A 25,279-nucleotide genomic window follows, 5' to 3' on the forward strand; every position below is an offset into this window, starting at 1 on the left:
ACCCCCACCCCGGCCTGCACAACCCTGCCCGCCGCGACCCGCCGTACTGGCAAGGTATCGATCGTCACCCTGTCTGGGGCACCAAACAGTGAGGATGATGGTCCTGAATTGGGGACTTTCATCGACTGCTTGACGGTGACAGGCAGTTGGCCCGGCCACTGCGGTCGCAGAAGCGTCGCGTCGGCCGCAGGGAATCTCTTCGTATGCGTAGGGGCGACGCATACGTGTGGAGGCGCCCGCCACACCATGGCGGGCTGCTTCCACAAGGTCGGGTTCGAGAGGCGAGATGCCGTTGCCTCGGCAGTTGCTTCAGGGACAGTCGGTCGGCGCCAGAGTCACCAGAAGACAAACGCAACGAATACCATTAATTCTTGACATTCGGGTCTACTGTTCGGCGTTGGGCGGTGGCCAGCCGTTCCGTGAACCGCACAGGGGATCCAATGGGCGACACACACGGTACGAACGAGCCGTCCAAGGCGGATGAGCCGACCGCGAGCGCCGGCGGGGTGGGTCGTCGTGGCACTGACGGCACGTCAGCGCCACAAGGGGATGCGACGAACGAGCATCCGGGCGGGGTGAGCGGCACCGAGTCGTCGGCAGGACACGAGGAATCTGGCGGCCGGGGTCGCGGCACATCCTCGGGCGAGCCGCCCGAGGTGCGCGAAGGAGGCGACCGCCCTCCAGGTACTTCAACGGCCGGTTCAAGCCCAAAGGCATCGAGGGAACGCCTTGCGGTCATGCTGCGGGAGGGCCCACCGGCCGGTCCGTCCCGGCCGGGTTTTTGGCGTAGTCCTCTGCGGGGACCGTGGCTGACATCGGTTTTCGGCTCGGTTCTGCTCGTCGGTGTCCCGGTGTTGTTCGTGACCGGGCTGCTCTCCTACGCCGCCTACAACCCGGATCTTGCCGGCAATGACCAGACCCCCGAGAGGGGATGGCTGGGCTTCTATCTGTTCGCCTGGCCCACCGATCCGTACTGGCTGTACCGCCTCAACCAGGGCGTCCATGTCACCCTCGGCATCGTGCTGATCCCGGTACTGCTTGCCAAACTGTGGTCGGTGATTCCCCGGCTGTTCGCCTGGCCGCCTGTGAGATCGGTCAGCCAGGCGCTCGAACGGCTGTCTCTGCTGCTGCTCGTGGGCGGGGTGTTGTTCGAGTTCGCCACCGGTGTGCTCAATATCCAGTTGGACTACATCTTTCCCGGCTCCTTCTACGTCCTGCATTTCTACGGGGCGTGGGTGTTCATCGGCGCCTTCGTTGTGCATATCGCCTTCCGCATTCCCCTGGTGATCCGGACACTGCGCAGCGGCGCCCTCGGTGACGAGCTGCGCACGCCGATCGGCCGCAAGCAAGCAGCACCCGCGGACGAGACCGGACTGGTGACCCCGGACCCGGCCCCACCGACGATGTCGCGGCGGGGTGCTCTGGGCATGGTGGGGGCGGGCTCCCTGGTACTGCTCGCGGTGACGGCCGGACAGAGCATCGGCGGTTCCCTCAGAACCACCGCCCTGCTCGCCCCGCACGGCCAGGAGCCAGGGCGAGGACCGAACGGCTTCCAGATCAACAAGACCGCGGCAGGTGTGGGAATCCGTGCCCGCGATATCGGCCCCGGCTGGCGGCTGGTCGTGCGGGGCGGGGGCCGCGAGAGCATCCTCACCCGCGACCAGGTGCTGGCGTTGCCGCAATACGATGCGGCGCTGCCCATCGCCTGCGTGGAAGGGTGGTCCACCGACGACCAGGAGTGGAGCGGGGTGCGGCTGGCAGACCTCGCCGCACTCGTCGGCTTCGTGGACCGAGCGCCGGGTGTGTTCGTCGAATCCGCCCAGCGCAGCGGGGCCTTCCGCTCGGCCATGCTGCGCGACAACCAGGTCCGCGACGCGCGCTCGCTGCTGGCGTTGCGGGTCAACGGAACTGACTTGTCGTTGGATCACGGCTATCCGGCTCGCGTCATCGTCCCGGCCAACCCGGGGGTCCACAACACCAAATGGGTCACCCGGCTGACTTTCGGGGAGGGCGCGTGAGGGGCTTCCGGGCGCGTTACGGGGCTTCGCCGCTGCACCTGCTGCCGGTGCTGTGCTCCTTCACCCTGGCCGGGTATGCGGGTATCCGGCTGCTGGACGGAGACGAACCGTGGATGGTCGTCGTGTGGTTCGTCGGAGCGGCCCTCCTGCACGACCTGGTCCTTCTCCCCCTCTATACGCTCACCGACCGGGCCGCCCTGACCGTACTGGGCCGACGTCGAGAACCTGCCGCTGAGGGCAACCTGCCGATGTGGGGATGGATCAACTACGTCCGGGTGCCCGTCTTCCTCTCCGGCGTCCTGCTGCTGACCTACTTTCCCCTGATCCTGGGACAGGTGGACAACTTCACGGCCTACACCGGCCTCCCCGATGACGTGTTTCTCGGCCGCTGGCTACTGATCACCGCCGTACTGTTCGGCCTCTCCGCTCTTCTGCTGTTGGCACGCATGTGGTCTTCCCGCCCGGCCAAGCGGGCACCGGAGCCTGCTCCAGGGCCTGGGTCGGGCAGGGAATCCGCTCCGTGACCCACGAGCGGGTGGGGCTGTTCATCATAGGAGAACCGGGGCTGGGACGGACCACGCTGCGCCAGAGCTCACAACCGCACGGGGCCAAGGAACAAGCTCAGCCCTGGGCGTGCTGTGGCGAGGGGGCTCAGTGCAGGAGATGGAGGGTGAAGGCGCCGCCCGACTCAGCGGTGCGGGCGATGTGAGCGTAGCCGCGGACAGTGGCGTACGCACCGGTGCCGCCGGTGATGGCGACGTCGAAGTCGCTGGGCGGGGTGCCGATGGGGGTGGTCTTCAGGTGTTGCCATGACACCTGCCCACGGGGAAGGCTGAAGGTGCCCGAGCAGAGGGTGGTGTCTGTTGCCACTCGAGTGCACACCGCCCCCTCGGTGCCATAGCCGGCACCGTTGCGGAAGAGGTTCGCGCTGATGATGATCTGATCGCCGATGCCGGGTCCGGATGTACCGTTGTCGACCACCGTGGTGCCCGTACTCGTCGACGTCAGTCGGATGGCCTCTGTGCGCCCACTTCCCATGCCCCTGTCCAGGGAGTACGGGTCATGGAATGCAGAGGCGGAACCCGCGAGAGCTGCCAGCGAGACCGCCGTTGTCGCCACCACACCCCACTTTGAAACGGAAAGCATTCTTCCTCCCCTCATACAAATGGATTCTTGAGTGCGTTTCAGAATTGCCATTGTGTGATGTAGCGTCAATTACCAAACACATCAAGAATGCCTGGTTCATCCATTCGGCTGTCTCTCGCCGCCTCGCCAGGACGATGGCCTCGTTCGGCCGCTCCTCACCCGGCGGCAGCGGTGAAAGGCGCTGTGCTGCGGGCATGAGGCTTGGCTGCTGGGGCTCAGGAAGTCGGGCCTGCGGGCGGGTCGCCGGCGATCGCGGCGCGGTAGAGGGCCTGGGTTGCGGCACCGAAGTAGGAGCTGTAGGAGACTTGGGGGGTGTTGCCGCCGGTGTGGTAGCCGCCGATGACCCCGATCACCGCCCAGCCGCCCGGCCACGGCACCAGCATCGGCCCGCCGCTGGTCCCGCCCACGAAGGCGTCGCAGGCGATGCGCGGGAAAGCGCCAGTGTCGGCCGGGTCATCGCTGGCCCACTTGGTGGTCCAGCTCCAGCACTCCAGCGGCTTCTGCGCCCTCCCCGGATACCCGATCATCCGCACCGGGGCGTGGTAGTACCCCGTCCCGGTGAGCAGCCGCACCCCACCGACCGCGTCCTGGAGCCGCGTCCCGTCCTGGTTGGGCTCGGTGACCGCGAAGGCGAAGTCGTACTCGGCTCCGGCGTGCTCGCCCCGGTCGTAGTACTGCTGCGGGACGTAGACGCCGTTGTTCCTGATCGGGAAGATGCCGAAGGGCTTGAGGCCGTCGTGGTACTGCGGCACGAAGCCCAGGTTGCGCTTGGGGGAAGTGCCGGAGTAGCCCTTCAGGCAGTGCCCGGCGCTGAGCACCAGGTCGTGGCCGGGGCTGCGCACCACAGAGCCGCTGCAGGTGCGTCCGGTGCCGGTGGCGTCGGTCCAGAAGAAGGTGCCGGCCTGGGGGATCCCGTCGAAGCTCATACTGGGCGGGATGTACTCGCCCGGCCGAGGCCCGTCCACCGTGGGGGAGGCGGCTGGGGTCGTCAGCCCGGTCTCGGAGCCCTTGCCGGTGTCGCCGGGCAGTGCGCCCGCCATCCGGGCCTGGGTCCAGTAGGCGTTGAGCCGGACGGCGACCGGACTCGGCCCGGCCGGGCCGTCGGCGGAGGCTGCCGGGGCGAGCCCGGCGGAGAGCAGCAGGGCTGCCGTGAACGCTGCGGCGTGTCGGATGAGCCTGGTCCTACGCACCATCAGTTCCCCTCTGGCCGGACACAAGTGACGACTCACCATACGAGTGTGCGGTTGCGAGCAGAAGTGCCCGGCATGGCGCGGCTGCATCGGCCGGCCGCCTCCCGAGCGCGCTGCCGACGCGCACGGCTCGACGCGTCTTTCGCCGACAGTGGCCAAGGACCCTTGATGAGTGGTAGTCGTGGCGGCGGCGCTGTGCAGCGCGGGGTGCGTCAGACAGCGGGAGGGGCCGCACCCGCGGTGCAGCCCCTCAATTGCTGCCTGTGGCGTTTCGGCTTGCTCGCGCAAGCCCGATTCAGCGCGCGGCGGGTTCGTGCCCGGGCCGAGCACACCTTCGCGCGCATAGCGCTGGAAGCCCTCGGCGACTGTCGACTCACGGTGCTTCTCGAAGTCGCGTTCTTCGGCAGGCCAGTTGCAGCCGATGAGATTGGCTGCGGTTGTCAGGACCTCGCCCGAGGGAGCCCAAAACGGGTAGTGGTCGAGGCCCGGGCAGGGCGGTCATGAGGCCGGCGGGCGGCGGGCCGGTTCGGCGTCCGTGTCACGCTTGCTCCCGGAGCCTTCGGCTCTGGTGCGGATCGCCTTGATATCCCCGACGACGTTGGAGGTCGGCCGGGATTAAGAGTGACCCAGGGCGGTGAGGAGGGCAGCGGCGCGTGCCGCGTAGCCCCTGAAGCCGCCCGAGGGCAGAGAGGGAGAAGCCCGAAGCCCGGCCACACGAAGTAGGTTGACAAGCATCACACGCGAGCAAAAGACGCAAAACGGACAAGTCGGCATCTTCTTCGCGTTACTCTCGTCCCCGCCCCTGTAAGGTCACCGGTGTTCGGGGACCAGGACGCTCGTCAGGCTGCCCGCCGGTGAATCAGCCCGGGGCTCCTGCGCCGTGTCCCGTTCTGCGCTCTGCCGCGCCGGTCTCGCGGGGGTGGCGTCCACGTCCTGGGAGAAGACAGCGGCCGAAGCCCGTCGGCACTCGCAGGGCGTCGAACGCGCAAAACCGATCGCGGGCGGGCTGCCGATGTGATCGCAGACATGGAGCGGGACGGAATTTTCATGCTCGGAACGCATATATCGCGCCGTGCGCGGCGAGGCCTGGCCACGGCCCTGGTTGTCGGGACAACGCTGGCTGCGCTCGCGACGGCCGCCCCGGCCGAGGCGAGCACCGCCGGCGCAACGGTCGGCGGCGCGCAGGTCACGTGCACTTCGCGGCTGCCGGGGCTGGCGGGCCGACTGTCGAAGGACATCGCCGGCGCACTCCACGGGCGCCAGGGCGCCTCCGCGCTCGCGCTCTACGACCGGACCACGGCAACCTCCTGCACGTACAAAGCCGACGCGACATTCGATTCGGCAAGTGTGGTCAAAGCCACGGTGCTCGGAGCCCTCTTGCGGCTGGCCATGGAGGAGCACCGCAGCCTCACGCCGCACGAGGTGGACCTGACCACCGCCATGATCACCAAGTCGGACAACGACGCGACGTCCGCTCTGTGGCGACAGATCGGCCCCAAGGGTATCCAGCACTTCCTGACCCTGGCGGGAATGCGGGACACCGTAGCGGGGCCGAAGGGTTATTGGGGGCGCACCCAGATCACCGCCAGTGACGAGCTCAAACTGCTGCGCCTGCTCACCTCGGACAACTCGGTCCTCGACCGGAACGCACGCACCTACGCCCTCGGCCTGATGAATCGAGTCGTCCCCGACCAGCGGTGGGGGGTGTCGGCCGGGGCACCCGGCTCGGCGACGGTCCATCTGAAGAACGGCTGGCTGCCGCGTGCGACCAAGGGCTGGCGGGTACACAGCATCGGCGCGTTCACCGGCGGAGGTCACGAGTACGCGATCGTCGTGCTCTCCCACGGCAACCGGTCGATGAACGACGGCATCGCCACCATCGAAGGCGCTGCCCGCATCATCAACCGCGACTTGACCCTGCCGAAGGTCCCGACGGCCTCCTAGGCTCCGGAGCGGCAAGCGGACAGGGCGCTGCTCGCATCTGCTCGCCGGGGTAGTACGCGGCCACCCGACAGGTTCTCTGTGACCGCCGCCACGACTCGATCCTGGATGAGAGGGGATCATCGAAGCGGCGCTGCGCCGGCGCGACCGGGTCGATCAATGCGAGCGCACGGTCGAGGTGCCGGCGCCAACCACGCACGAGCCCGTCAGGTGCGGCGCAGCACCCGTCCCGCGCCGGCTGCGACCGTGGTCGCGAGGAGCCAGCCCGTGCCGATCAATACGACGGCCGCCCACTGCAGGGCGCCGTCCGAGGCGTAGGAGCGTTCCTGGCCCAGGTCCACGAGGGGCAGCAGCAGGTCGAGGGTGTAGATGGCCGCCTGGAAATGCGGTGCCTTGCCGTCCCCCACCACCGTCGGGGGCCATGCAGTGAACAGTGCCGTCCCCAGGGTCAGGAAACCCAGCAGGAGCACCACTGCACGCATGGGGCGGTAGCCGTAGCCGACCGTCGCGTCCTGGAGGAGACTCCACAGTCGGGCCGGCGGCGTCAGCGTGGGGCGCATGCTGCGGTGCTTTGCGACGAGTACGGTGCGGGCCTCGGCGTCCTGGCCCTGGCGTTGGCAAGTGGCGGCGAGCTGTTCGTAGGGCTGGGGGACGAAGCCGGCAGGGTCGCGGCCGAGCCAGGGCAGACGGGTGCGGGCCGGAAGGGCAGGCTGGACGCTGTCGTAGACGGCTCCGTCGAGGACAAGTCCGGCGGGCCAGGCGGCGGGATCGTCGCGCAGCATCCCGAATCTGCTCTGCCGCAGATCGATGATGCCGGCCGATGCCTCACGGGTGTGCAGCGACAGCGTGGCCGCGGACGATCCGCGGCAGGACAGCGCCGTACCGCCGGCGGGTACGTCGAGTTGCCTTCCCATCCCTTGCTCGGCGGCCGGTTGGCCGGAGCAGCTCTTCGTTACCCCTGACTGCGGCGGTCATGCCTCGCGGGGCGCAGGAATATCGACCCGAGTCAGCGGACAACAGCCACTACGTACCCCTTCGCCAGTCTCCGGACAGACCTGCACTCCGCAACTCGACAACGCTGGGAACAACATGACTAAGCCTTCTCGCTCCCGTGTCCTCCCCGAACGAGACACATCAGCCATGGACGAGCCCATCCCTTCGGCCAGAGCCGCGTGGTCTTCCGTTCGTGAACAGGCCACTGGGATGACACACCACGAGGCCAAAGCCGCGCTCCGAGCCATACAGCACTCTCTGGAAGAGGGCTCCGCAGCAGACGAGCAGCGTGAGCGGAGGGAATCCGAGGAAGAGGAATGGCAGCGCATCGTGGAAACCCTGGCGGACCACGACGGGCCCTACGACCCTGCGAGTGACCCGTTCGTTCAAGGCGAGCTGGCAGGCCAACAGGACCGGGAGGCTGCCGACCGGATTTCGTGAACCGCACGAGGCTCTTCCTCGCCGCCGGGCTGCCGTCTGTTCCCGGGCGAGCGCCGCCGCCACAGCATCATCGATCGGACCTCGTGGCGCAGTTCGGGGTGCGCCATCGCGGTGATGGGCGGCTGTCGGCGCAGTACCGGGCGCGGCAGGCCGTCGGCGGGACCGCGGACATGGGGCACGATGAGGTGCTCGCATGCGCCCGCAGGTGCACGGACAAGGTGACCAGCTTCACCGCCAGTGCGGTCTCCAGCGGGAGTTGGGCTCCGGACCGCCAAGTACGACGTCAGGATCCTCACGTACGACAAGGCGAACAACGGTAGGCATTCTGCCGGTGCACCACCGGAATTGAGCCGTGGCCAATGCGTGCTCTTCCGAGTGCCTCCTCTTCTGTTCACACTGCTCTGCAGGGACGGCGGAGGGGGACTCGGTTGGCTGCTCGGCGGGGACGTCGCTCCGCGGCGCGGAGGCGGCGCGAGGCGTTACGGAAGGCGGCGCTCGTAGGCGGTGGGCTGCTGGTGGTACTGCTGGTGGTGTTCTGGTCGGCGATCTGGCCGTACGTTGTCGCGGCCGTCGTCGTCGGCAGTCTGGGTTCCCTGGCATGGTGGCTGTGGCGTACGGACCGGCTGCTGCGGAGCCGCGACCGGAACTGGCGGCAGGACGATGCGGTACAGGCAGGTCACCGCACGCTCGCCGAGGTGGACGTGATGTCAGGAACCGAGTTCGAAGAGCTGGTCGCCGGTCTGTGCCGCAGGGACGGCTGCACCGAAGTCCGGCGGGTCGGCGGCTCCGGCGACAACGGTGCTGATGTCAGGGGCCGCTTACCGGACGGGCGGACCATCGTCGTGCAGTGCAAGCGATACGCGCCGAGCAACGCGATCGCCAGCCGCGAGCTCCGGGACCTTCTGGGCGCCAAGGTGCACTTCAAGGCGGACGTGGCTGTCTTCGTGACGACCACGCGCTTCAGCCGCCCCTCGGAGGCGTTCGCCGCGGAGCACGACATCTTGGCCGTGCATCGCGATCACCTCGGCCTCTGGAACAACGGCGCTTCCCTGTCATCGCTGCTCAGCGTCAACGGTGGTGGCCAGGGGGACTCCAGCCACCGGACGAGGTGGAAGCGGACCTACGGGAAATGAGCGAGCCCGCATGCAGCTGCAGCCGAATCCGTCTTCGCTGACCCCACAACCGGGTTGGATGCGTACGACACTTGGGAGACGGGCGGCCCGCGGTGCTCATGGACTCCGTCACCGATGGGGCCGAACTAGGCACTGTCCGATGGGTCGGGACCGCGGCGACCCCACCGGCTGGTGCTTGGCCAATAGCCCGGGTTCTACGGCGGCGCGGGGCGCGTCCGTCGCCGGGGGAGGGGCGGCCCCCGTCCTCCGCGGCACCATCGCCGCCGCCGCAGTCCACCTGTGGCTCACACCATGATCCGCCGTACAGGGCTTAGTCACCCTTACGGGTGGTAAAGCGCATAGACGCGCAAATGGTGGGGAGTGTGACCACGTTCAGATCGATCACCACCACTCGGGGGCCCCACCCGCATGCGTCAACTCGTCACTGCCTCAGCCGCGTTCGCCACTGTCCTCGCCGCCGCTCTTGTGCCGGCTGCCCAGGCTGCGCCGGACGCGCAGGCCGTACCGCCGGGACAGGTGTACTTCTGGCCTGAGCCCAACCAGATGGGTTCGGGAGGAGCCTGGGCCTATACCCCGCCCGGCTACCGCGAGGCCGACCCCCGGGTAACGCGGCACGCCTACTCCTTCGACTCCCATGCCTCCGTCAGCGTTTACGCGATCAGCTACCAACCAGGAGGCAGTTGCCTCTACCGGGAGATCCGCCCGGACGACTATGACAACAACTGGACCGCCTGGGCGACGAAGTTCGACGGCGTGAGTGACACCACGATGGGGTGCGAGCAGGGCTGATCCGCAGATGAACTTTCGTACGACGGTCGCCGGGCTGCTGACTGCCTCCCTGCTCCTGACCGGCTGCCTTCTGACGGGCTGCACGGCCCCGGCGCCCCGCCCCGTTCCGGACGAGGTGATCAAGACCGCCACCCAGCTACTCACGGACGCTTGCCTCACCCGCCAGGGCCTCACCCCGCCCCGCCCCGGACAGAGCCCGCCGCCGGCCCCCGAGCAACAGCGGGTCACCGCCGCGCTTTTCGGCGGGGGCCGGGCAGAGCTGTCCATTGCACTGCCCACCGGCTACGTCGTACGCGCACACACCGATGGCTGCCTGGCCGCAGCTCAGCGACGGCTCTACGGCGATCAGCGCGCCTGGTTCAAGGCATCGGTGATCGTCAACAACCTCAAGCCCGAAGCGGCCCAGACACAGCGCAGCCTCGCCGAGGTCCGCGCCCGGCACCGCGTCGAGATCGCCGACTGGCGGCGGCTGCGCGCACACGCCTTCACCGGAGCCACAGCCCTGCTCGACAACCACCCACCCAAGGGAGACCCGTCATCATGAAACGCTTCACCGTTGTCCTCGCAGCCACCTTGATGTCCGCCGGCGCCGTTCTGGGCACCTCGGCCACCGCTCAGGCAGCGCCCTGCCGCAGTGGCTACTTCTGCGTCTGGACGGACGCGAACTTCGAGGGCCTGAAGATTGAGCACGGCGGCGACGACCACTGGTGGGAGGGCGACATGTTCAAGCACGACTCCTCGTGGGCGAACCACGGCATCTCCGGGCCGAACGTCCCCGACCACGTCAAGGTGTACGAGGGCCGCGAGCTGCTGGGACGTGTAACCCTCTGCCTGGCTCCCGGGCAGGAGGTCGGATACGACTCGGGCGCGAACGACCAGGGCGGCTCGCACACTTGGTCCGTCAGCTGCTGAAGCCCATCCGGTGGATCACGCCGCGGCTGCGGCGACCGACAACAACGCCGCAGATGCAGGCGTTGGGCGCTGCGGCCCGCGGCATGATCCACCTGACAAAGCCCTACTGGAACTTGTCCGGCCGATCATGTGACTGCTTCGCTCGGGTGTGTCACCGGCCGCGGAATGGCGGTGATCGGTAGGCTCGGAGAGGTGGCTGAACTTTCCGTAGATGTACGCAAGCTGCTCACCGGCCGAAACATGGCCCACGTCGCGACGTTGATGCCTGACGGCGCGCCCCACGTCTCGCCGGTGTGGATCGCCGTCGAGGGCGATCGCCTGGCGATCTTCTCCGCGCAGGAGAATGTCAAGCTCAGAAACCTGCGTCGGGACGGCCGGGTGGGAATTTCGGTATGCGACGAACACAACCCGTACCGCAGCGCGGTGATTCGCGGCAGGGTGGCCGCAGAGATTGAGGGCGAGGAGGCGATCGCGATCATGGACCGGATGAGTAATCGCTACGTCGGCAGCGACTTCCCTGTGCGTAGAGCGATCGTGTCACTCATCGAGCCCGAGCGCGTGGTCTTCCAGGACCTCCCCTTCGAACATCCACCACAGCACTGAAACCGGTCCAACACTGGGCCCTCGTACGGAGGACTCCCGCTGACCCGGTCGTCGGCCGAACACATCGCGCGTCGGGTGCCCTTGGCGTCATCCACCCGGACGAGCTGTGGGAGGGGTTCGAGCCGCTGCTGCCGAAGCGCGACCGGCTTTCGGCCCTTGGACCGGCCAGGGCATCGGACCGCCGGAGTGCCACGCCGTCGCAGTCGCCCGTGACGCCGCCCGTGAGAAGATCCCTTCGCGCTGCCGTGTGTGCTGGTTCCGACGTGGAAGGGTGACGATGTACGCGATATCCCTGGGCGACGACGGAGCCGAGCTGCGCCCGCTCGAACCGTGGCAGGCCGAGGAGTTCCTGACCCACGTGGACCGAGGTCGGGAGTTCATCGGGCAGCACAACGCGCTACCCGACGTCGTAACGGACGTGGAGTCGAGCCGGGCGTTCCTCCAGGCGTACGCGGAGAAGGCCGCAGCCGACGCCGGGCGGCTCTACGGCATCTGGACGGACGGCAGGCTGGTCGGCGCGGTCCTCTTCCGGAGGATGGACGTCGAGCAGGGCACCGCCGAGGCGGGCTGCTGGCTGGAGCCGTCGGCGGTGGGCAAGGGGCTGGTGACCCGGGCCGTGCGCGTGATCATCGATTGGGCCGTCGAGGAGCGGGGCATCCACCGCGTGGAGTGGTGGGTCTCGGCGGCGAACGAGGCCAGCATCGCCGTGGCGGGGCGGCTCGGGATGACGAAAGACGGCGTGCTGCGGGAGAGCTACCTGTACCGGGGGAAGCGGCACGACGAGGAGGTCTGGTCGGTGCTTGCACCGGAGTGGCGGGCGGGCAAGCGGGCGTCCTGAGCTCCTGACGCAATGTGGGGCGCAGGGGCGTCAAGCTCCTCGAGCGTCGCGAACACCGCCTCATAGGCAACTACTCGTGCCAGTGGGACGAGATCATCTCTGTTCGCTCCAGCGGCAAGAAGCCGCTCGGGGACGGCAGTTGATCGCCCACCAGGTCTCCCTTCGCCACAAGCAGGGGATGCGGCCTCGGGCCGGCAGGGCAGAGGTCAGCGGATGATCGGGGACACAGGAGGGGGAGTGCTGCGAAGGACATGTACGGCTGACTGCGCTGCCTGCTCCACGGCGGAGATGCCCTGGGACATGCTCCGGCTGCCGTGAGAGAGGATCACGAGGTAGAACGTGCTCCCGTGTGCCTTGACCCGCCCCATGCTGTTGATTGCCCAGCGTTGGGAGTGGGGGCGCAACAGCCAGCCGTTCTTGAGTTGCCAACGGCTGCCTGCCGCGGACACCCCCCAGTCCTGGTCGGCGTCGATCTCGCCCATGAGGGACTGGATCAGGTCGCGTGAGGCTCGATTCAGCGGTGAATGGTCGTCAAACACGGCGGACAGCAGGGCCAGCTGGTCTGCCGCGGTGGTCTGGGTGAGGCCCCACTGGGGGCCTGGCCCCGCTTGGGTGGAGGTCAATCCCAGGGTCCTGTTGGCCTCAGTGAGTCCTTGGCCGCCGTCGATACGCCGCCACAGGGCGTTGGCAGAGGCGTTGTCGCTGCTCTGGATCATCGAAGCGGCGGTCGATGCCTCCCACCGGGTGAGCGGCCGTCTCTCGTGCTGGGCACGCAGCAGCAGGGTCGCCAGAATATCCACCTTCACCACGCTCGCGGTGACGTGCCCTTGTGAGCCGTACACCGCCCGCCGACCGTTCCTGGGCTCCAGAACAGCGACCGATACCTGAGTGTCGCTCCGCGTTCGGACCGGTTCGAGAGAGCGGGCGAGCACACTGTTCACATCCGTCGGGGCCGGCGCCCGTGTGTCGGGGCTGCTTGGCGGCGCTTTGGCCGGCTTTCCGTTCCCCGACGTCACCGGCGTCTGGTGCTGCGCCGTGGGGCGTCCACCCCGGTCACCGGCTACGTTCTCACCGGCAGCGAAGCAGCCGGTGAGCAGTATGCCCGCAGCTGAGCATGCCAGCGACCGCCGTATCCGCCCCCGGCCCGCGCAGGCCTCGCCGTGTCTGCCCGGGGCGGGCGGGACAGACTCCTGTTTTATCCCCTGGTAGGAACAGGCAGCACCAATCGGATTCATTGGGAACCTCAATCGCACAAGCGGGCGGCAACCAAATCGGAATACTGCCCATAGTCTTTTCCGGGGTGCGGCGCGCTGCATCCCGGCGCGGTCTCTCCCAAAGGCGCAAACCGCTCACCGCAGACCTCCACCTGACGACCTTCGGGACGAAACGAAGGCCCATCTCTGCCCGGCCCTCTGCACATGCCCCGCGCCGCCATGTCGTGCAAGGTGAGGGCTGTTCTGCAGGTGGACCAGCCGCTTGGAACTTGCCGCACGTGCTGCCGGTCTCTGCGCAGGCACGCTCGCGCTGAGTTCTCAGGTCACGGGCGGGCGTGTGCCATCGCGGCTGAGCACGGAGGGCAGGACTCGGGCGATGAGCAGCGCGACGTCGTCGTGGTCGCCGGGGTGGCGCAGGGTGTTCAGGAGCAGCTCGCAGGTTGCGTCCAAGGAGCGATGGGGGTCGTCCAGGAGGGCGAGCAGCGTGTCCAGGCATGCGTCGATGGGCTGGTCGCGCCTCTCGACCAGCCCATCGGTGTACAGGACGAGCTGATCGCCCGGATGCAGGGCCAGTGTGGTGGTGCGGAAGTCGACGTCGCCGACGCCCAGCGGGGTTCCGGTGGGCAGCTTGAGCAGTTCGTGCTTTCCGTCAAGGCGGAGGAGAGCTGGGGGCAGGTGGCCGGCGAGGGAGATGCGGCACTGCGCGCTGTGCGGGTCGTAGACGGCGTAGACGCAAGTGGCGATCGTGTCCTGCTCCAGGTCCTCGGTGATGTGGTCGAGTTGCTGGAGGACCTGGGCGGGGTCGAGGTCGAGGCCGGCCAGGGTGCGGGTGGCGGTGCGGAGCTGGCCCATGCTGGCGGCGGCGCTGACGCCGCTGCCCATGACATCACCGACAACGAGGGCGGTCTTGTCGCCACCGAGCGCAATGACGTCGAACCAGTCGCCGCCGATCTCGCTGGCCGCCAGGGCCGGCTGATACCGGGAGGCGACAGCCAGCCCCGGCCGCTGCGGTGGCGAGCGTGGTAGCAGGCTGCGCTGGAGGGTGAGCACGGTGCGGCGTTGTTCCTGGACGGCACGGTGCCGCTCGGTGACGTCCACGCTGGAGGTCACCACCCCCAGCACCTTCCCGTTGGGCGCTTCGAGCCGGTGGAAAGAGATCGACCAAGCATGCTCGTTGTCCGGGTCGGCTGGGGTGCGACCGACTGTGTACTGGTCCACGACCGGGGTGCCAGTAGCCAGAACCGCGCGCATCGTCGCTTCGAAGGACTCGTCCAAGAAGGGAAGCACCTCATGGACGTGCCGGCCCATATGCTCGGCGGCAGGCACGCCGTTCATCCGCTCCTCCGCCGGGTTGACCGAGACGTACCGAAGGTCAGTGTCCAGTACACCCAGTCCGATCGGCGACTGGGACACCAGTCGGGCGGACAACGCCAGGTCCCGTTCGACCTGCCGTAGCGTTGCCTGATCCGCGGCCAGACCCAGGGCGTAATAGTCCCCCTGGTCGTCCAGCAGCCGCATGTTGCGGAACTCCACCAGCCGCCTGCTGCCGTCCTTGTGCCGGACGGGGAAGACTCCGGCCCAGCTGCCACCACCCTCCATGACCTGTGCGAACAGCTCCAGCACCGCCTCCAGGTGCTCATCGTCGATCAGCAGGCGGCCCGCGAACTCGCCGAGGGCCTCCGCGGCGCTGTAACCGAACAGGTCCTCCGCCTGCGGGCTCCAGAGATCGATCCTGCCCTCGGCGTCAAGGAGAACGGCCGCCACGCTCAGCACATCGAGGAGGCCACCAGACGCGGTCGGAGCGACGCCCGCCGTGTCGGGACCGCTCCGCAGGGACTCGGCTGCACACATCCCAGGCTCTCCTCACTGCACACGCCGCCACCCAGCGGTGTCAGGGCGCTGCCCGAGCCCGCGGCTCGGCTTGCGTGGCCCTGCCTCCCCCCATCGTCTCCGCTAGGGGCTGGTCCCGCAGCTATGGCAGTCGCGAGCCAGCCGGCGACTCGGCTGCCCGAGAGGGCCCCGCGTAGCGGCCTCCGGCCGCCGCAGGGTGCTGCGGCCGTCTTGAAGCATCGTCGCTGCTCCGGCATGGAGTGCTCACCCACTCAGCTGTGACAAGCTCCTCGAGCGTTGCCGCGGTCTCGCAGACCGTCTCGGTCTCCTGGAGGTGCCGCGCCGCCGGGGAGTGTCCGCGGCCGACTGCGTGGCCCTGGAGGATGCCGCCCCGGGTGCCGCCGCCGCACACCCGGCCGGGATGCGCTGCATCGCGATCCTGTACGTCGCCGTCAGGCCGAGACGCCCCGGCGCTCGCCACAGCGGCCTGCAGCTGGCGTCGGCCAGGACGAGTCACGGCCCAGGCTGCGTGGCCGGCTGGCGGACTCGGCTCCGGGTTCCTGACCGCCCGAGGGGGGCCGAGCTGCCTGTCGGCCACCCATGACGTGGACCTCAGTGGCCCTGAGCAAGGCGAGGCCGACCACGGTTTCTCGGACTCCGCGATGCCTTCGGGTTCCCGGTTGTCCTGCACGGCGACGTCCCGGCCTTCATGGCCTTGCAGCCGAGCCGGGTCACGCCGCGGCTCGGGAGCGGGCCTCGCCCTCCTCCCTCCCGTCCGTGTCATGGTGAATGGGAGTCCCCGAACCGGTCAGCGGAACCCCCGTCCCGCCCCGGCGCGCCGCGACGATCTCCGACGCGATGGACAGGGCGGTCTCCTCAGGGGTGCGGGCGCCGAGGTCGAGGCCGATCGGGGAGCGCAGGCGGGCCAACTCACGGTCGGTGACGCCTACTTCGCGCAGGCGTCGGTTGCGGTCCTCGTGGGTGCGGCGCGAGCCCATCGCGCCGACGAACGCGACCGGCAGCCGCAGGGCCGTCTCCAGCAGAGGAACGTCGAATTTGGCGTCATGGGTGAGCACGCACAGGACGGTTCGTTCGTCGGTCGCGGTGCGCCGGAGGTAGCGGTGCGGCCAGTCGACCACGACGTCGTCGGCCGCGGGGAACCGGACGCGGGTGGCGAAGACCGGCCGGGCGTCGCACACGGTCACGTGGTAGCCGAGGAACTTGCCCGCCCGTACGAGCGCCGTCGCGAAGTCCACGGCGCCGAAGACGATCATCCGGGGCGGCGGCACCCTGGACTCCACGAACAGCGTCACGCCGCCCGGGCAGCGCGACCCGTCCTCCGCGATCTCGACGGTGCCGGTGCGGCCGGTGTCCAGCATCGCGCGGGCTTCCGCCGCCGCCGTCCGATCCAGTTCCGGATGTCCGTCGAGGCTGCCCTCGTACGATCCGTCGGGGTGGACGAGCAGCGCTCTGCCGAGCAGTTCGCCCGGGCCCCGAGCCACCCGGGCGAGTGCCGCTGCCTCTCCTCGGTCCGCGGCCGCCACCCCTGCCTGGAACACCGGCGCGTCCGCGCGCACCGCCGTGACCAGGACTTCGATGACGCCGCCGCAGGTGAGTCCCACCGCGAAGGCGTCCTCGTCGCTGTATCCGAACCGTTCGCGCACCGTCCGGCCGTCCTGGAGCGCCTGGACGCAGAGGTCGTACACCGCCCCTTCCACGCAACCGCCGGAGACGGAACCGATGGCGGTGCCGTGACTGTCGACGGCCAGGGCGGCGCCGGGACCGCGCGGCGCACTGCCGCGGGCGGCCACGACGGTGGCGACGGCGAAGTCCCGGCCCTGATCGAACCAGCGGTCAACTCCTCGGCGATGTCAAGCACTCCGGGCTCCCTCCGCCGCCCGACGCCGGGCTTCCTCCGCCGCCCGCAGGACGCGGTCCGGACGGATCGGCAGGTCCCGGTGACGTACGCCGGTCGCGTGCCACACCGCGTTGGCTATCGCGGCGGCGACGCCCACGACGCCGATCTCGCCGATGCCCTTGATCCCGACCGGGTCGTCCGGGGCGGGGTCGTCCACCCAGTCCGCCTCGATGAGCGGCACGTCGGCGTGCGCGGCGAAGTGATAGCCGGCGAGGTCGGCGCCGACGTGGCCGCCGGAGGCCTGGTCCCTGATTGCCTCCTCGTGGAGGGCCATGGACAGTCCCCAGGTCATTCCGCCGATGAACTGGCTGCGGGCGGTGAGCGGGTTGACGATGGTGCCCGCGGCGTAGATGCCGAGCAGCCGTCGCACGCGCACCTCACCGGTGGTGACATCCACCGCGGTCTCGGCGAAGTGTGCTCCGAAGGAGTGCCGTTCCTTCTGCGCGAGGGCGCCGATGGCCTCGGCTGTGTTCGACCGGGCGGTGATCCCCTCCGGCGGAATGCCGCCTCCCACGGCCAGTCGCTCCCGCAGTTCGTCCGCCGCGACCGTCACCGCCCACGCCCAGGAGCGGGTGCCCATCGAGCCGCCGGCGAACATCGCCGGGCCCAGGTCGCTGTCCGCGATGCGCACACGGATGCGGTCCGGATCCACCTCCAGCGCGTCCGCGGCGACCAAGGCCATTGCGGTCCGTGCCCCGGTCCCGATGTCCGCCGCGTTGATCCGCACGGTGAAGGTTCCGTCCGACTCCGCGGTCACGGCCGCTGTGGACGGGCCGACTCCCGAGGGGTAGGTGGCCGCCGCCGTCCCGGTCCCGAGCAGCCAGCGCCCCTCACGGCGCAGCCCGGGACGTGGGTCCCGGTCCGCCCAGCCGAACCTGCGAGCGCCCTCCTCGAAGCAGGCGAGCACATTGCGGCTGCTGAACGGCAGCCCGGACACGGGACCCGTCTCGGGTTCGTTGCGTGCGCGCAGTGCGATCGGGTCCATGCCGCACTTCTCGGCCAGTTCGTCGAGGGCGGATTCGAGGGCGAAGGATCCCGGTGCCTCGCCCGGTGCGCGCATCCAGGCCGGGGTGGGCACGTCGAGCCGTACGAGCCGGTGAAGGGTGTGATGCGCGTCGGCGTCGTACATTACGCGGCCCATCGCGGCGCTCGTCTCGACGAATTCATGCACGGTCGACGTAAGACTCTGCGCCTGGTGATCGAGCGCGCGCAGCCGGCCGTCGGCGTCGGCGCCGAGCCTGATCCGCTGCGCCGTGGGGCTGCGGAAACCGACGAGGGAGAACATTTGACGGCGGGTCAGTACGACGCGGACCGGGCGATGGAGGACGGTCGTGGCCATCACGGCGGCCACTTGGTGCGGGCTCAGGCCCTTCGATCCGAAGCCGCCGCCGACGTGTTCGGACCGCACCCGTACGGAGGCCGGATCGAGGGAGAAGAGCTGCGCGAGTTCGCTCGCCACCCAGGTGCTGCCCTGGTTGGAGTCGATGACGTCGAGTCGGCCGCCGTCCCAGCGAGCCGTCGCCGCATGCGGCTCCATCGCGTTGTGGTGCTCCTCCGGTGTGGTGTACTCCTCGTCCACGACGACGGCGGAGGCGTCGAGTTGGGCCTCTACGTCCCCCTTCTCCGTCTCGGCCTGGACCATCGGGTTGTTCTCCGGGGTGTACGCCCCGGAACGTCCGGCGAAGAACGCGACGTCGTGCGGCTCCTCGTCGTATCGGACCACCAGCGCCTCGGCGGCCTCCCTGGCCTGCTCGGGTGTCTCGGCCACGACCAACGCCACCGGCCAGCCCACGAAGGGCACCCGGTCGTGCTGGAAGATCCCGAGGACCGGGTTCGGCCGCCCCAGCATGCCTACGTAGCCGGTTTCGACCCGCGGCGCGTTCTGGTGGTGCAGCACGGTGAGGACGCCGGGCATGGCCAGGACGGGGGCGTCCGTCACGGAGCGGATACGGCCACGGGCCACGGTCGACAACACCAGCCAGCCATGGGCGAGTTCGGCGAAGGGTATCTCTCCGGCGTAGCGGGCCGCCCCGGTAACTTTGTCGCGGCCCTCCACCCGGGCGTGGGCTGAGCCGACGGCTCCCGTCGCGGCGGCGATTTTGGTCGTCGTGGTCGGCGTCGGCGTCGTCGTCATCGGGTCGCCTCCTCGGTGAGTTCGGTCAGCACGGCCACGACGAGGTTGCGTATCAGCGTCACCTTGTATCCGTTCTCGGGAAGCGCCTCGGCGGCCGCCAGTTCGGCATCCGCCGCGGCGGCGAACGCGTCCGCGCTCGCCGGGCCGCCGATCAGCACCCGCTCGGCCGCACGGGCCCGCCACGGCCGGGACGCGACCGCCCCGAACGCGAGGCGTACTTCGCGTACGACATCGTCCCGGACGTCGATCGCGGCGGCGATCGAGCCGATCGCGAACGCGTACGAGGCGCGCTCGCGCACCTTCCGGTACCGAGAGTGGGCGGCGACCGGGGCAGGCGGCAGCGTGACGCCGGTGATCAGCGCGCCGGGCGGAAGGGCGGTCTCGATGTGCGGGGTGTCGCTCACGGGCAGATAGAACTGGGCGATCGGCAACTCGCCCGGCCCGTCCACCGCTTCGTACGAGATGACGGCGTCGAAGGCGGCGAGCGCGACCGCCATGTCCGAGGGATGGGTGGCGACGCAGTGCTCGGAGGCACCGAGGATCGCGTGATTGTGGTGCTCGCCCGTGAGGGCGGGGCAACCGCTGCCGGGGACACGCTTGTTGCACGGTTTGCTCAGGTCGGTGAAGTAGCCGCAGCGGGTCCGCTGGAGCAGATTCCCGCCGACCGTGGCCATGTTGCGCAGCTGTCCCGAGGCCCCGGCCAGGAGGGCCTGCGTCAACGCCGGGTAGCGACGTCGTACTTCGGGGTGGGCCGCGAGATCGCTGTTGGTGACGATCGCGCCGATGCGCAGCCCACCGTCGTGAGTGAACTCCACTCCGTCGAGAGGAAGTTCGGTCACGTCGATGAGCAGCGCGGGCCTTTCCACGCCGGCCTTCATCAGGTCGACGAGGTTGGTGCCGCCGCCGAGGAAGCGGGCGTCGGGGTCGGCGCCGAGCAGGGCGACCGCTCCGGAGATGTCGAAGGCGCGTTCGTAGCCGAATTCCCTCATGCCGCCGCCTCCTTGACCTCGGCCTCGGCCGCCTCTGCCGCCCGCGCGACCGCCTGCACGATCGACACATAGGCGCCACAGCGGCACAGGTTGCCGCTCATCCGCTCGCGGATCTCTTCGGCGGTGAGCGCAGGCACTGCCGCTTCGGGCCGGACATCGTCGGTCACGGCGCTCGGCCAGCCCGCCGCGTGTTCCTCGATCACGGCGATGGCCGAACAGATCTGCCCCGGTGTGCAGTAACCGCACTGATAGCCGTCGAGGTCGAGAAAGGCCTGCTGCACCGGATGCAGCCGCTCACCATCGGCCACGCCTTCGATGGTGGTGATCGCGCGCCCCTCGGCCGCGACCGCGAGCTGAAGGCAGGAAACGGCGCGGCGCCCATCGATCAGCACCGTACAGGCGCCGCATTGGCCCTGGTCACAGCCCTTCTTGGTGCCGGTCAGATCGAGATGCTCGCGCAGGGCGTCGAGCAGGGTGGTGCGATGGTCGACGGGCAGCGTGTACTTCTCGCCATTGATGTTCAGGGTGATGGCGCTGGACGTCGATGGGGCCATGATCAGCCTTCTTTCGCATTGCTGATGCGCGTCGAACGAGACGATCCCGGCAGAGAGTCCGGGAGGGAGAGGGCGATGCGGGTGAATGAACGAGTGACGGTGGGCACCGGTCGGCCGCACTGGCTGGATCTGCCGCTATGGTGGATCTAAACGGACAGCTGTCCGGTAGCCATCGAACTTAGCGGACAGCTGTCCGGTTAGCAAGGCCGGGCTTGGGTGTGATTCCGATAGGAGGACGAGTGCAGGAAGAGGAGAGCGCGACTCTGCGCTCGGACGCGCAACGGAATCGCGAGCGCATCCTGGAAGTCGCGCTGGCCGAGCTGACACGGGCTGCGGATGCCCCGCTGAGCGCGATCGCGAAGAAGGCGGGCGTCGGGCAGGGGACGTTCTACCGCAACTTCCCCAACCGTGAGGCCCTCGTCCTGGAGGTCTACCGCTACGAGATGCAGCAGGTCGCCGACACCGCTGCCCAGCTGCTTCAGACCCGCGCACCTGACCAGGCCCTGAGGGAGTGGATGGACCGCCTGGCCCAGTACGCCATGGCCAAGGCCGGCCTGGCCGACGCGCTGCGCAAGACCACCAGTAAGTACGGCAGCCTGGCCCAGCTGGGTCACGGCCCGGTGACCCAGGCGGTCACGCTCCTGCTGAACGCGAACGAGGAGGCCGGCACCATCCGCCCGGGGCTGACCCCCGACGACTTCGTGCTCGCCATTGCCGGGCTCTGGCAGATCGACCCGCACAGCGACTGGCAGCCGCGTGCGATGCGTCTGCTGGACCTCGTGATGGACGGGCTGCGGGCGGGGGCGACCAGAGCGGGCGGTCCTGCGAGGGATGAGTCTGAGGCGGAGGGGCCGGGCGAGGCGGAGGGGCCGGGCGACGGACGGACCTGAGGTGGGCGGACCCCGGCCGTCGTGCTTTTGGCGCGGGCAGAAACGTCGGAACGCGTGAGACAGGACCGTCCAGAGCCGTGTTGCTGAAGCGGCAAGAAGACTCGCTGTGCCCGCACCGTTCGCCACATGATCGGTATTGAAGCGCTGAACGGCGGGCCGGCACGGGCTCGGCGCGCATGGCAGATCGAGAGCCCCGGAGGATTCATGCCACAGCAAGCCACGGACGTCACTCACCGGTTGGTCTCCTCGCCCACGGGCCGGATCCACCTGGTCGAACAGGGCACCGGGCCGCTGGTGCTGCTCGTGCACGGCTTCCCGGAATCTTGGTACTCCTGGCGCCACCAGCTGCCTGAGCTGGCCGCAGCGGGGTACCGCGCGGTCGCCATCGATGTCCGCGGCTACGGCCGTTCCTCCAAGCCCGGCGACACAGACGCGTACCGGATGCTCAATCTGGTGGAGGACAACGCCGCAGTCGTGCACGCCCTGGGCGAACAGTCCGCAGTGATCGTCGGACACGACTGGGGGGCGACCATCGCCGCCAACTCCGCCCTGGCCAGACCGGACATCTTCCGCGCGGTAGGGCTGCTCAGTGTTCCGTACACCCCGCGCGGCGGACCGAGGCCCAGCGAGGTCTTCGCGCAGATGGGCGGGGACGAGGAGTTCTACGTGTCCTACTTCCAGGAGCCCGGTCGGGCCGAGGGCGAGATCGAGCCCGACGTCCGCGGCTGGCTCGCGGGCTTCTACGCCGCCCTGTCCGCCGACACCATGCCCGCCCCTGACGCACCCGGCCCGCACTTCGTCGGTCGGGGCGGGACGCTGCGCGACCGGTTCCCCGTCGGCCGGCGGCCTGCCTGGCTCAGCGAGAACGACCTTGATGTCTACGCCGGGGAGTTCGAGCGAACCGGCATGAGCGGCGCACTCAACCGCTACCGGAACATGGACCGGGACTGGGAAGACCTCGCCGACTTCGACGGCGCGCCCATCACTCAGCCGTCCCTGTTCATCGGCGGCAGTTCGGACGCCTCCACCACCTGGCTGGCCGACGCGATCAAGGCGTACCCCGTCACGCTGCCCGGCCTGGTCTCCTCCCACATCCTCGACGGCTGCGGCCACTGGATCCAGCAAGAGCGCCCCGCCGAGATCAACCGGCTCCTGACCGACTGGCTGACCTCTCTACCCGCCTGAAGCCTTCCTGTTCGACGGCGATCTTCTCCGCCTCTCCCGTGCTTACCACGCCCTGCTCAGATCCGGGCTGCCAGGCCGCACCAGCGGTGCGGCCTGGCAACCTTTGGCCTTGCGCGGGGTCACCAGGTGTGCGCGACGTCCACGATCAGCTGGTCGCCGGACTGGAGCACCCGGAACGGCAGCTTGGCGCGAACGCCCAGGCCGACCTGGGTCTGCCCCTCGAAGCTCGCCCCGAACTTGGTGTCCTTGAACGTCTTGTATCCGGAGATGTTCACACCCGGCAGCGGCTGCCCGGCCTTCCCGGCGTACGTCTGCCTACCGGTCGCCGGGTCGTAGCTCGGCGCGGAAACATAGACCTGCAGGATGGCGCCGCCGTTGACCGGTATCTGCTCACCAGAGCCGTCCTGGTGGAACTTGTCGACGTAACCGACGTGGTAGCCGAGTTTGCCTGTCGCGCCACTGATGTCGAAGACCATGCGGTCGTAGCATGTGTTCTGGCTGGTCTTGATGTTCTTCAGCGGCCTGGAGTCCGAGTCCGTGGCCGACTTGCCGCCGCTGCCCCAGGCGGTCGAGCAGGCGGTGGCCGAGGCGGCCTTCCCCACCTGGCCGGTCGCGGCGCCGGCCACCCCGGCCGTGGCCACCAGCCCGGCGCCCGCCAGCGCGAGCGCCGCAGCCGCTGTCATCAACCTTCGCATGCCTACCTCCAACTAAGAGCTGAGTACAAGTACTTGCGGTAGGACGGCCGGGCTTGTGGCGGCGTTGCCTGTCGGTCGGCTTTTCGCCAACGATGGGGCAAAGCTGTCTCGAAGGCGGCGCTGTTGATCACCGGGTGCCTTCAGCGGAGCCGCGCGACGCATTCAAGCGAGACGACTCCGGGCAACCAGTGAATTACTCAAGAACCGGCCACCCGGGAGGGCAGCAGTGGGTGGGGCGATCAGACGGGCCCACTGCCGACAGCGCCGACCTGGAGGGACACAGCAGCGCGTCGAGGGCGCCGGCGAGTTCTTCCTCATGTTCGGCCCGGCTGCCGTGCCGCTCGACGACGCCGCGGATGTGCCGCCAGGTCGTGTCGGTGAACGGCTGGGAGACCACGATGCGGTGGATCCAGCCCACTTCCGCCCGCCCCTCGGGCAGGCGTACCTAGACGCGGGTCGGCCCGTAGGGGGCCCGTCGGCGGCGGAGCTGGTCTCTTGGCAGAAGGGTGTCCGGGGTGTGGTGGGTGGGCCGGCCTTGAGATCGGGGTTGATCTTAATCAAGCAGTTGTGTGGATCACTGGATAGAATTTGGGTATGGGTGAGCGGCCTGTCGGTTCGGCTGCGCCGGGACTTGTCTTCGAGGCCGGTTCCGGTTCCGTGGTGATGGGTCCGAGCCGGCACCGCGGGGTGGGCGTGTGGGGTGTCGGGCTGGGCAGGGGCGTCTGCTTCGGTGACCCAGCTGGTGGTCCGTGTGTCTGTCTCGCGGCTCTCGCAACCTTGGGTGATGGCGTGTAATGGGTGCGGCGTCGGATGGGACGGGTCTGTATTCGGGTCGGGCTTCGGGTCTGATCGGGGCGCAGATTGCGGGTTACCGGGTGGAGCGTGAGATCGGTCGCGGGGGAATGGCCGTTGTGTACTGTGCCAGGGATTTGCGTCTGGACCGCACGGTTGCGCTGAAGCTGCTTGCCCCGGAGCTGGCCCGCAATGACACCTTCCGTCGCCGTTTCACGCACGAGTCGCGTGTGGCTGCTGCGATCGACCATCCTCATATTGTGCCGATCTTTGAGGCCGGCGAGATGGATGGGGTCTTGTATATCGCCATGCGTTATGTCTCCGGGCTGGATCTGCGGGCTTTGCTCGACCGGGACGGTCCGTTGCCGGTTGCGACTGCGCTGCGTATCGCCGCTCAGGTGGCGTCGGCACTTGATGCGGCCCATGAGCATGATTTGGTGCACCGGGATGTCAAGCCCGGCAATATTCTGGTTGCCGGGGGAACTGACAGCGATCACCCTGAGCATGTCTATCTCACGGATTTCGGGCTGACGAAGAAGTCGTTGTCGCTGACCGGGTTTACTGAGGTGGGCGAGTTCGTCGGCACGCTCGACTATGTGGCACCGGAGCAGATTTCAGGACGCCCGGTGGATGGCAGGTGCGATCTGTACAGCCTTGCCTGCGTTGTCTACGAAACCCTCGCGGGTGGGCCGCCTTTCCAGCGGGATGAGGACATGGCGCTGCTGTGGGCGCATCAGTACGATCAGCCACCTGCCCTGAGCGAGAAACGGCCGGGGATCCCGTCGGCGATGGACGACGTTCTGACAAAGGCCCTGGCGAAGACTCCCGAGGACCGTTACGGCTCCTGCCTGGAGTTCGTGGCGGCACTGCGTGCCACTGCGAGCGGCGTCGGCAAGGGTGCGCATCCGCCGACACGGGTGGACCCCGGGGTTGTCGAAGCCGCACAGCACCCCGGGCCTGCCCCGGATCCGCCTGTCTGGGCCCGGCCGGTCTTTGGCCGTCCGCCCGGTTAGGTTCTGTCCGGCGGAGCATGCTGGGTCTCGTGGTGTTGCCCTGTCTGTATGCACTTTTCTT

At 68.8% G+C, this 25,279-nt stretch carries 23 protein-coding genes and 1 pseudogene; 13 read left to right on the forward strand and 11 right to left on the reverse strand.

Translation table 11 applies throughout. The features are described from left to right. The first annotated feature begins 737 nt into the window (after positions 1-737). On the forward strand, positions 738-2,018 hold the full coding sequence (locus OG735_RS39405) for a molybdopterin-dependent oxidoreductase (RefSeq protein WP_327327938.1): 1,281 nt from the start codon (positions 738-740) through the stop codon (positions 2,016-2,018). Next, positions 1,982-2,542 (forward strand): hypothetical protein, encoded by a 561-nt coding sequence (locus OG735_RS39410; protein ID WP_327327939.1) that lies wholly within the window; start codon positions 1,982-1,984, stop codon positions 2,540-2,542. The genes OG735_RS39405 and OG735_RS39410 overlap by 37 nt, the downstream gene beginning before the upstream one ends. A gap of 127 nt (positions 2,543-2,669) precedes the next feature. Here OG735_RS39410 and OG735_RS39415 read toward each other — a convergent pair whose 3' ends face one another. Both OG735_RS39415 and OG735_RS39420 read right to left on the reverse strand, forming a co-directional pair. After that, positions 2,670-3,164 (reverse strand): hypothetical protein, encoded by a 495-nt coding sequence (locus OG735_RS39415; RefSeq protein WP_327327940.1) that lies wholly within the window; start codon positions 3,162-3,164, stop codon positions 2,670-2,672. A gap of 215 nt (positions 3,165-3,379) precedes the next feature. Next, entirely contained in the window at positions 3,380-4,357 is a 978-nt protein-coding gene (locus OG735_RS39420) for a trypsin-like serine peptidase (RefSeq protein ID WP_327327941.1), read from the reverse strand. A 1,044-nt stretch (positions 4,358-5,401) separates the two neighbouring features. Here OG735_RS39420 and OG735_RS39425 point away from each other — a divergent pair. Further along, positions 5,402-6,298 carry a serine hydrolase gene (locus tag OG735_RS39425; protein ID WP_327328615.1) on the forward strand — a complete coding sequence of 299 codons (897 nt, stop codon included), beginning with the start codon at positions 5,402-5,404 and terminating at the stop codon, positions 6,296-6,298. 203 nt (positions 6,299-6,501) lie between these two features. On the opposite strand, the gene OG735_RS39430 is transcribed toward OG735_RS39425, so the two are convergent. Then, positions 6,502-7,209, reverse strand: a complete 708-nt coding sequence (locus tag OG735_RS39430) for a hypothetical protein (protein WP_327327942.1) — start codon at positions 7,207-7,209, stop codon at positions 6,502-6,504. 226 nt (positions 7,210-7,435) lie between these two features. Here OG735_RS39430 and OG735_RS39435 point away from each other — a divergent pair, with 226 nt between their 5' ends. From OG735_RS39435 to OG735_RS39465, 7 genes are all read left to right on the forward strand, one after another. Beyond that, entirely contained in the window at positions 7,436-7,729 is a 294-nt protein-coding gene (locus OG735_RS39435) for a hypothetical protein (RefSeq protein WP_327327943.1), read from the forward strand. Between the two features lie 428 nt (positions 7,730-8,157). Further along, positions 8,158-8,862 (forward strand): restriction endonuclease, encoded by a 705-nt coding sequence (locus OG735_RS39440; protein WP_327327944.1) that lies wholly within the window; start codon positions 8,158-8,160, stop codon positions 8,860-8,862. A 408-nt stretch (positions 8,863-9,270) separates the two neighbouring features. Next, positions 9,271-9,651 (forward strand): hypothetical protein, encoded by a 381-nt coding sequence (locus OG735_RS39445; RefSeq protein ID WP_327327945.1) that lies wholly within the window; start codon positions 9,271-9,273, stop codon positions 9,649-9,651. A 7-nt stretch (positions 9,652-9,658) separates the two neighbouring features. Continuing rightward, positions 9,659-10,195: a hypothetical protein gene (locus tag OG735_RS39450; RefSeq protein ID WP_327327946.1), complete on the forward strand. Its 537-nt coding sequence runs from the start codon at positions 9,659-9,661 to the stop codon at positions 10,193-10,195. Further along, on the forward strand, positions 10,192-10,563 hold the full coding sequence (locus tag OG735_RS39455; protein ID WP_327327947.1) for a peptidase inhibitor family I36 protein: 372 nt from the start codon (positions 10,192-10,194) through the stop codon (positions 10,561-10,563). Before OG735_RS39450 ends, OG735_RS39455 begins: the two co-directional genes overlap by 4 nt. 192 nt (positions 10,564-10,755) lie before the next feature. Further along, positions 10,756-11,166, forward strand: coding sequence for a PPOX class F420-dependent oxidoreductase (locus OG735_RS39460; protein WP_327327948.1), 411 nt, complete (start codon positions 10,756-10,758; stop codon positions 11,164-11,166). Positions 11,167-11,443: 277 nt separating this feature from the next. After that, positions 11,444-12,004: a GNAT family N-acetyltransferase gene (locus tag OG735_RS39465; protein WP_327327949.1), complete on the forward strand. Its 561-nt coding sequence runs from the start codon at positions 11,444-11,446 to the stop codon at positions 12,002-12,004. A 206-nt stretch (positions 12,005-12,210) separates the two neighbouring features. Here the strand turns inward: OG735_RS39465 and OG735_RS39470 are convergent, their stop codons facing one another. From OG735_RS39470 to OG735_RS39500, 6 genes and pseudogenes are all read right to left on the reverse strand, one after another. Next, complete coding sequence (locus tag OG735_RS39470) at positions 12,211-12,804, reverse strand: serine hydrolase (protein WP_327327950.1); 594 nt, start codon at positions 12,802-12,804, stop codon at positions 12,211-12,213. A gap of 732 nt (positions 12,805-13,536) precedes the next feature. Continuing rightward, positions 13,537-15,069, reverse strand: coding sequence for a SpoIIE family protein phosphatase (locus tag OG735_RS39475; RefSeq protein ID WP_327327951.1), 1,533 nt, complete (start codon positions 15,067-15,069; stop codon positions 13,537-13,539). Positions 15,070-15,779: 710 nt separating this feature from the next. Then, positions 15,780-16,927, reverse strand: a pseudogene (locus OG735_RS39485) (XdhC family protein). Continuing rightward, positions 16,920-19,100, reverse strand: coding sequence for a xanthine dehydrogenase family protein molybdopterin-binding subunit (locus OG735_RS39490; protein WP_327327952.1), 2,181 nt, complete (start codon positions 19,098-19,100; stop codon positions 16,920-16,922). The pseudogene OG735_RS39485 and the gene OG735_RS39490 overlap by 8 nt, the downstream one beginning before the upstream one ends. Next, positions 19,097-20,089: an FAD binding domain-containing protein gene (locus tag OG735_RS39495; RefSeq protein ID WP_327327953.1), complete on the reverse strand. Its 993-nt coding sequence runs from the start codon at positions 20,087-20,089 to the stop codon at positions 19,097-19,099. Before OG735_RS39495 ends, OG735_RS39490 begins: the two co-directional genes overlap by 4 nt. Further along, entirely contained in the window at positions 20,086-20,643 is a 558-nt protein-coding gene (locus OG735_RS39500; protein ID WP_327327954.1) for a 2Fe-2S iron-sulfur cluster-binding protein, read from the reverse strand. Before OG735_RS39500 ends, OG735_RS39495 begins: the two co-directional genes overlap by 4 nt. Before the next feature lie 239 nt (positions 20,644-20,882). Between OG735_RS39500 and OG735_RS39505 the strand changes: the two genes are divergently transcribed. Both OG735_RS39505 and OG735_RS39510 read left to right on the forward strand, forming a co-directional pair. Further along, on the forward strand, positions 20,883-21,533 hold the full coding sequence (locus OG735_RS39505; RefSeq protein ID WP_327327955.1) for a TetR/AcrR family transcriptional regulator: 651 nt from the start codon (positions 20,883-20,885) through the stop codon (positions 21,531-21,533). Positions 21,534-21,737: 204 nt separating this feature from the next. After that, positions 21,738-22,718: an alpha/beta fold hydrolase gene (locus OG735_RS39510; protein ID WP_327327956.1), complete on the forward strand. Its 981-nt coding sequence runs from the start codon at positions 21,738-21,740 to the stop codon at positions 22,716-22,718. Between the two features lie 119 nt (positions 22,719-22,837). Here OG735_RS39510 and OG735_RS39515 read toward each other — a convergent pair whose 3' ends face one another. Together OG735_RS39515 and OG735_RS39520 are read right to left on the reverse strand one after the other, a co-directional pair. Beyond that, complete coding sequence (locus OG735_RS39515; RefSeq protein ID WP_327327957.1) at positions 22,838-23,413, reverse strand: AMIN-like domain-containing (lipo)protein; 576 nt, start codon at positions 23,411-23,413, stop codon at positions 22,838-22,840. 193 nt (positions 23,414-23,606) lie between these two features. Beyond that, positions 23,607-23,831 (reverse strand): hypothetical protein, encoded by a 225-nt coding sequence (locus tag OG735_RS39520; protein ID WP_327327958.1) that lies wholly within the window; start codon positions 23,829-23,831, stop codon positions 23,607-23,609. A 376-nt stretch (positions 23,832-24,207) separates the two neighbouring features. Between OG735_RS39520 and OG735_RS39525 the strand changes: the two genes are divergently transcribed. Continuing rightward, entirely contained in the window at positions 24,208-25,218 is a 1,011-nt protein-coding gene (locus OG735_RS39525; protein ID WP_327327959.1) for a serine/threonine-protein kinase, read from the forward strand. Positions 25,219-25,279: the final 61 nt, after the last annotated feature.

The organism is Streptomyces sp. NBC_01210 (assembly GCF_036010325.1).
GTDB lineage: Bacteria > Actinomycetota > Actinomycetes > Streptomycetales > Streptomycetaceae > Streptomyces.

Coding starts and splice junctions, on each gene's coding strand:
- OG735_RS39410 (WP_327327939.1), top strand. CDS start 1,982: ATGGGTCACCCGGCTGACTTTCGGGGAGGGCGCGTGAGGGGCTTCCGG.
- OG735_RS39430 (WP_327327942.1), bottom strand. CDS start 7,209: ATGGGAAGGCAACTCGACGTACCCGCCGGCGGTACGGCGCTGTCCTGC.
- OG735_RS39455 (WP_327327947.1), top strand. CDS start 10,192: ATGAAACGCTTCACCGTTGTCCTCGCAGCCACCTTGATGTCCGCCGGC.
- OG735_RS39495 (WP_327327953.1), bottom strand. CDS start 20,089: ATGAGGGAATTCGGCTACGAACGCGCCTTCGACATCTCCGGAGCGGTC.
- OG735_RS39525 (WP_327327959.1), top strand. CDS start 24,208: ATGGGTGCGGCGTCGGATGGGACGGGTCTGTATTCGGGTCGGGCTTCG.
- OG735_RS39500 (WP_327327954.1), bottom strand. CDS start 20,643: ATGGCCCCATCGACGTCCAGCGCCATCACCCTGAACATCAATGGCGAG.
- OG735_RS39445 (WP_327327945.1), top strand. CDS start 9,271: ATGCGTCAACTCGTCACTGCCTCAGCCGCGTTCGCCACTGTCCTCGCC.
- OG735_RS39425 (WP_327328615.1), top strand. CDS start 5,402: ATGCTCGGAACGCATATATCGCGCCGTGCGCGGCGAGGCCTGGCCACG.
- OG735_RS39450 (WP_327327946.1), top strand. CDS start 9,659: ATGAACTTTCGTACGACGGTCGCCGGGCTGCTGACTGCCTCCCTGCTC.
- OG735_RS39515 (WP_327327957.1), bottom strand. CDS start 23,413: ATGCGAAGGTTGATGACAGCGGCTGCGGCGCTCGCGCTGGCGGGCGCC.
- OG735_RS39405 (WP_327327938.1), top strand. CDS start 738: ATGCTGCGGGAGGGCCCACCGGCCGGTCCGTCCCGGCCGGGTTTTTGG.
- OG735_RS39510 (WP_327327956.1), top strand. CDS start 21,738: ATGCCACAGCAAGCCACGGACGTCACTCACCGGTTGGTCTCCTCGCCC.
- OG735_RS39420 (WP_327327941.1), bottom strand. CDS start 4,357: ATGGTGCGTAGGACCAGGCTCATCCGACACGCCGCAGCGTTCACGGCA.
- OG735_RS39490 (WP_327327952.1), bottom strand. CDS start 19,100: ATGACGACGACGCCGACGCCGACCACGACGACCAAAATCGCCGCCGCG.
- OG735_RS39435 (WP_327327943.1), top strand. CDS start 7,436: ATGGACGAGCCCATCCCTTCGGCCAGAGCCGCGTGGTCTTCCGTTCGT.
- OG735_RS39475 (WP_327327951.1), bottom strand. CDS start 15,069: ATGTGTGCAGCCGAGTCCCTGCGGAGCGGTCCCGACACGGCGGGCGTC.
- OG735_RS39415 (WP_327327940.1), bottom strand. CDS start 3,164: ATGCTTTCCGTTTCAAAGTGGGGTGTGGTGGCGACAACGGCGGTCTCG.
- OG735_RS39465 (WP_327327949.1), top strand. CDS start 11,444: ATGTACGCGATATCCCTGGGCGACGACGGAGCCGAGCTGCGCCCGCTC.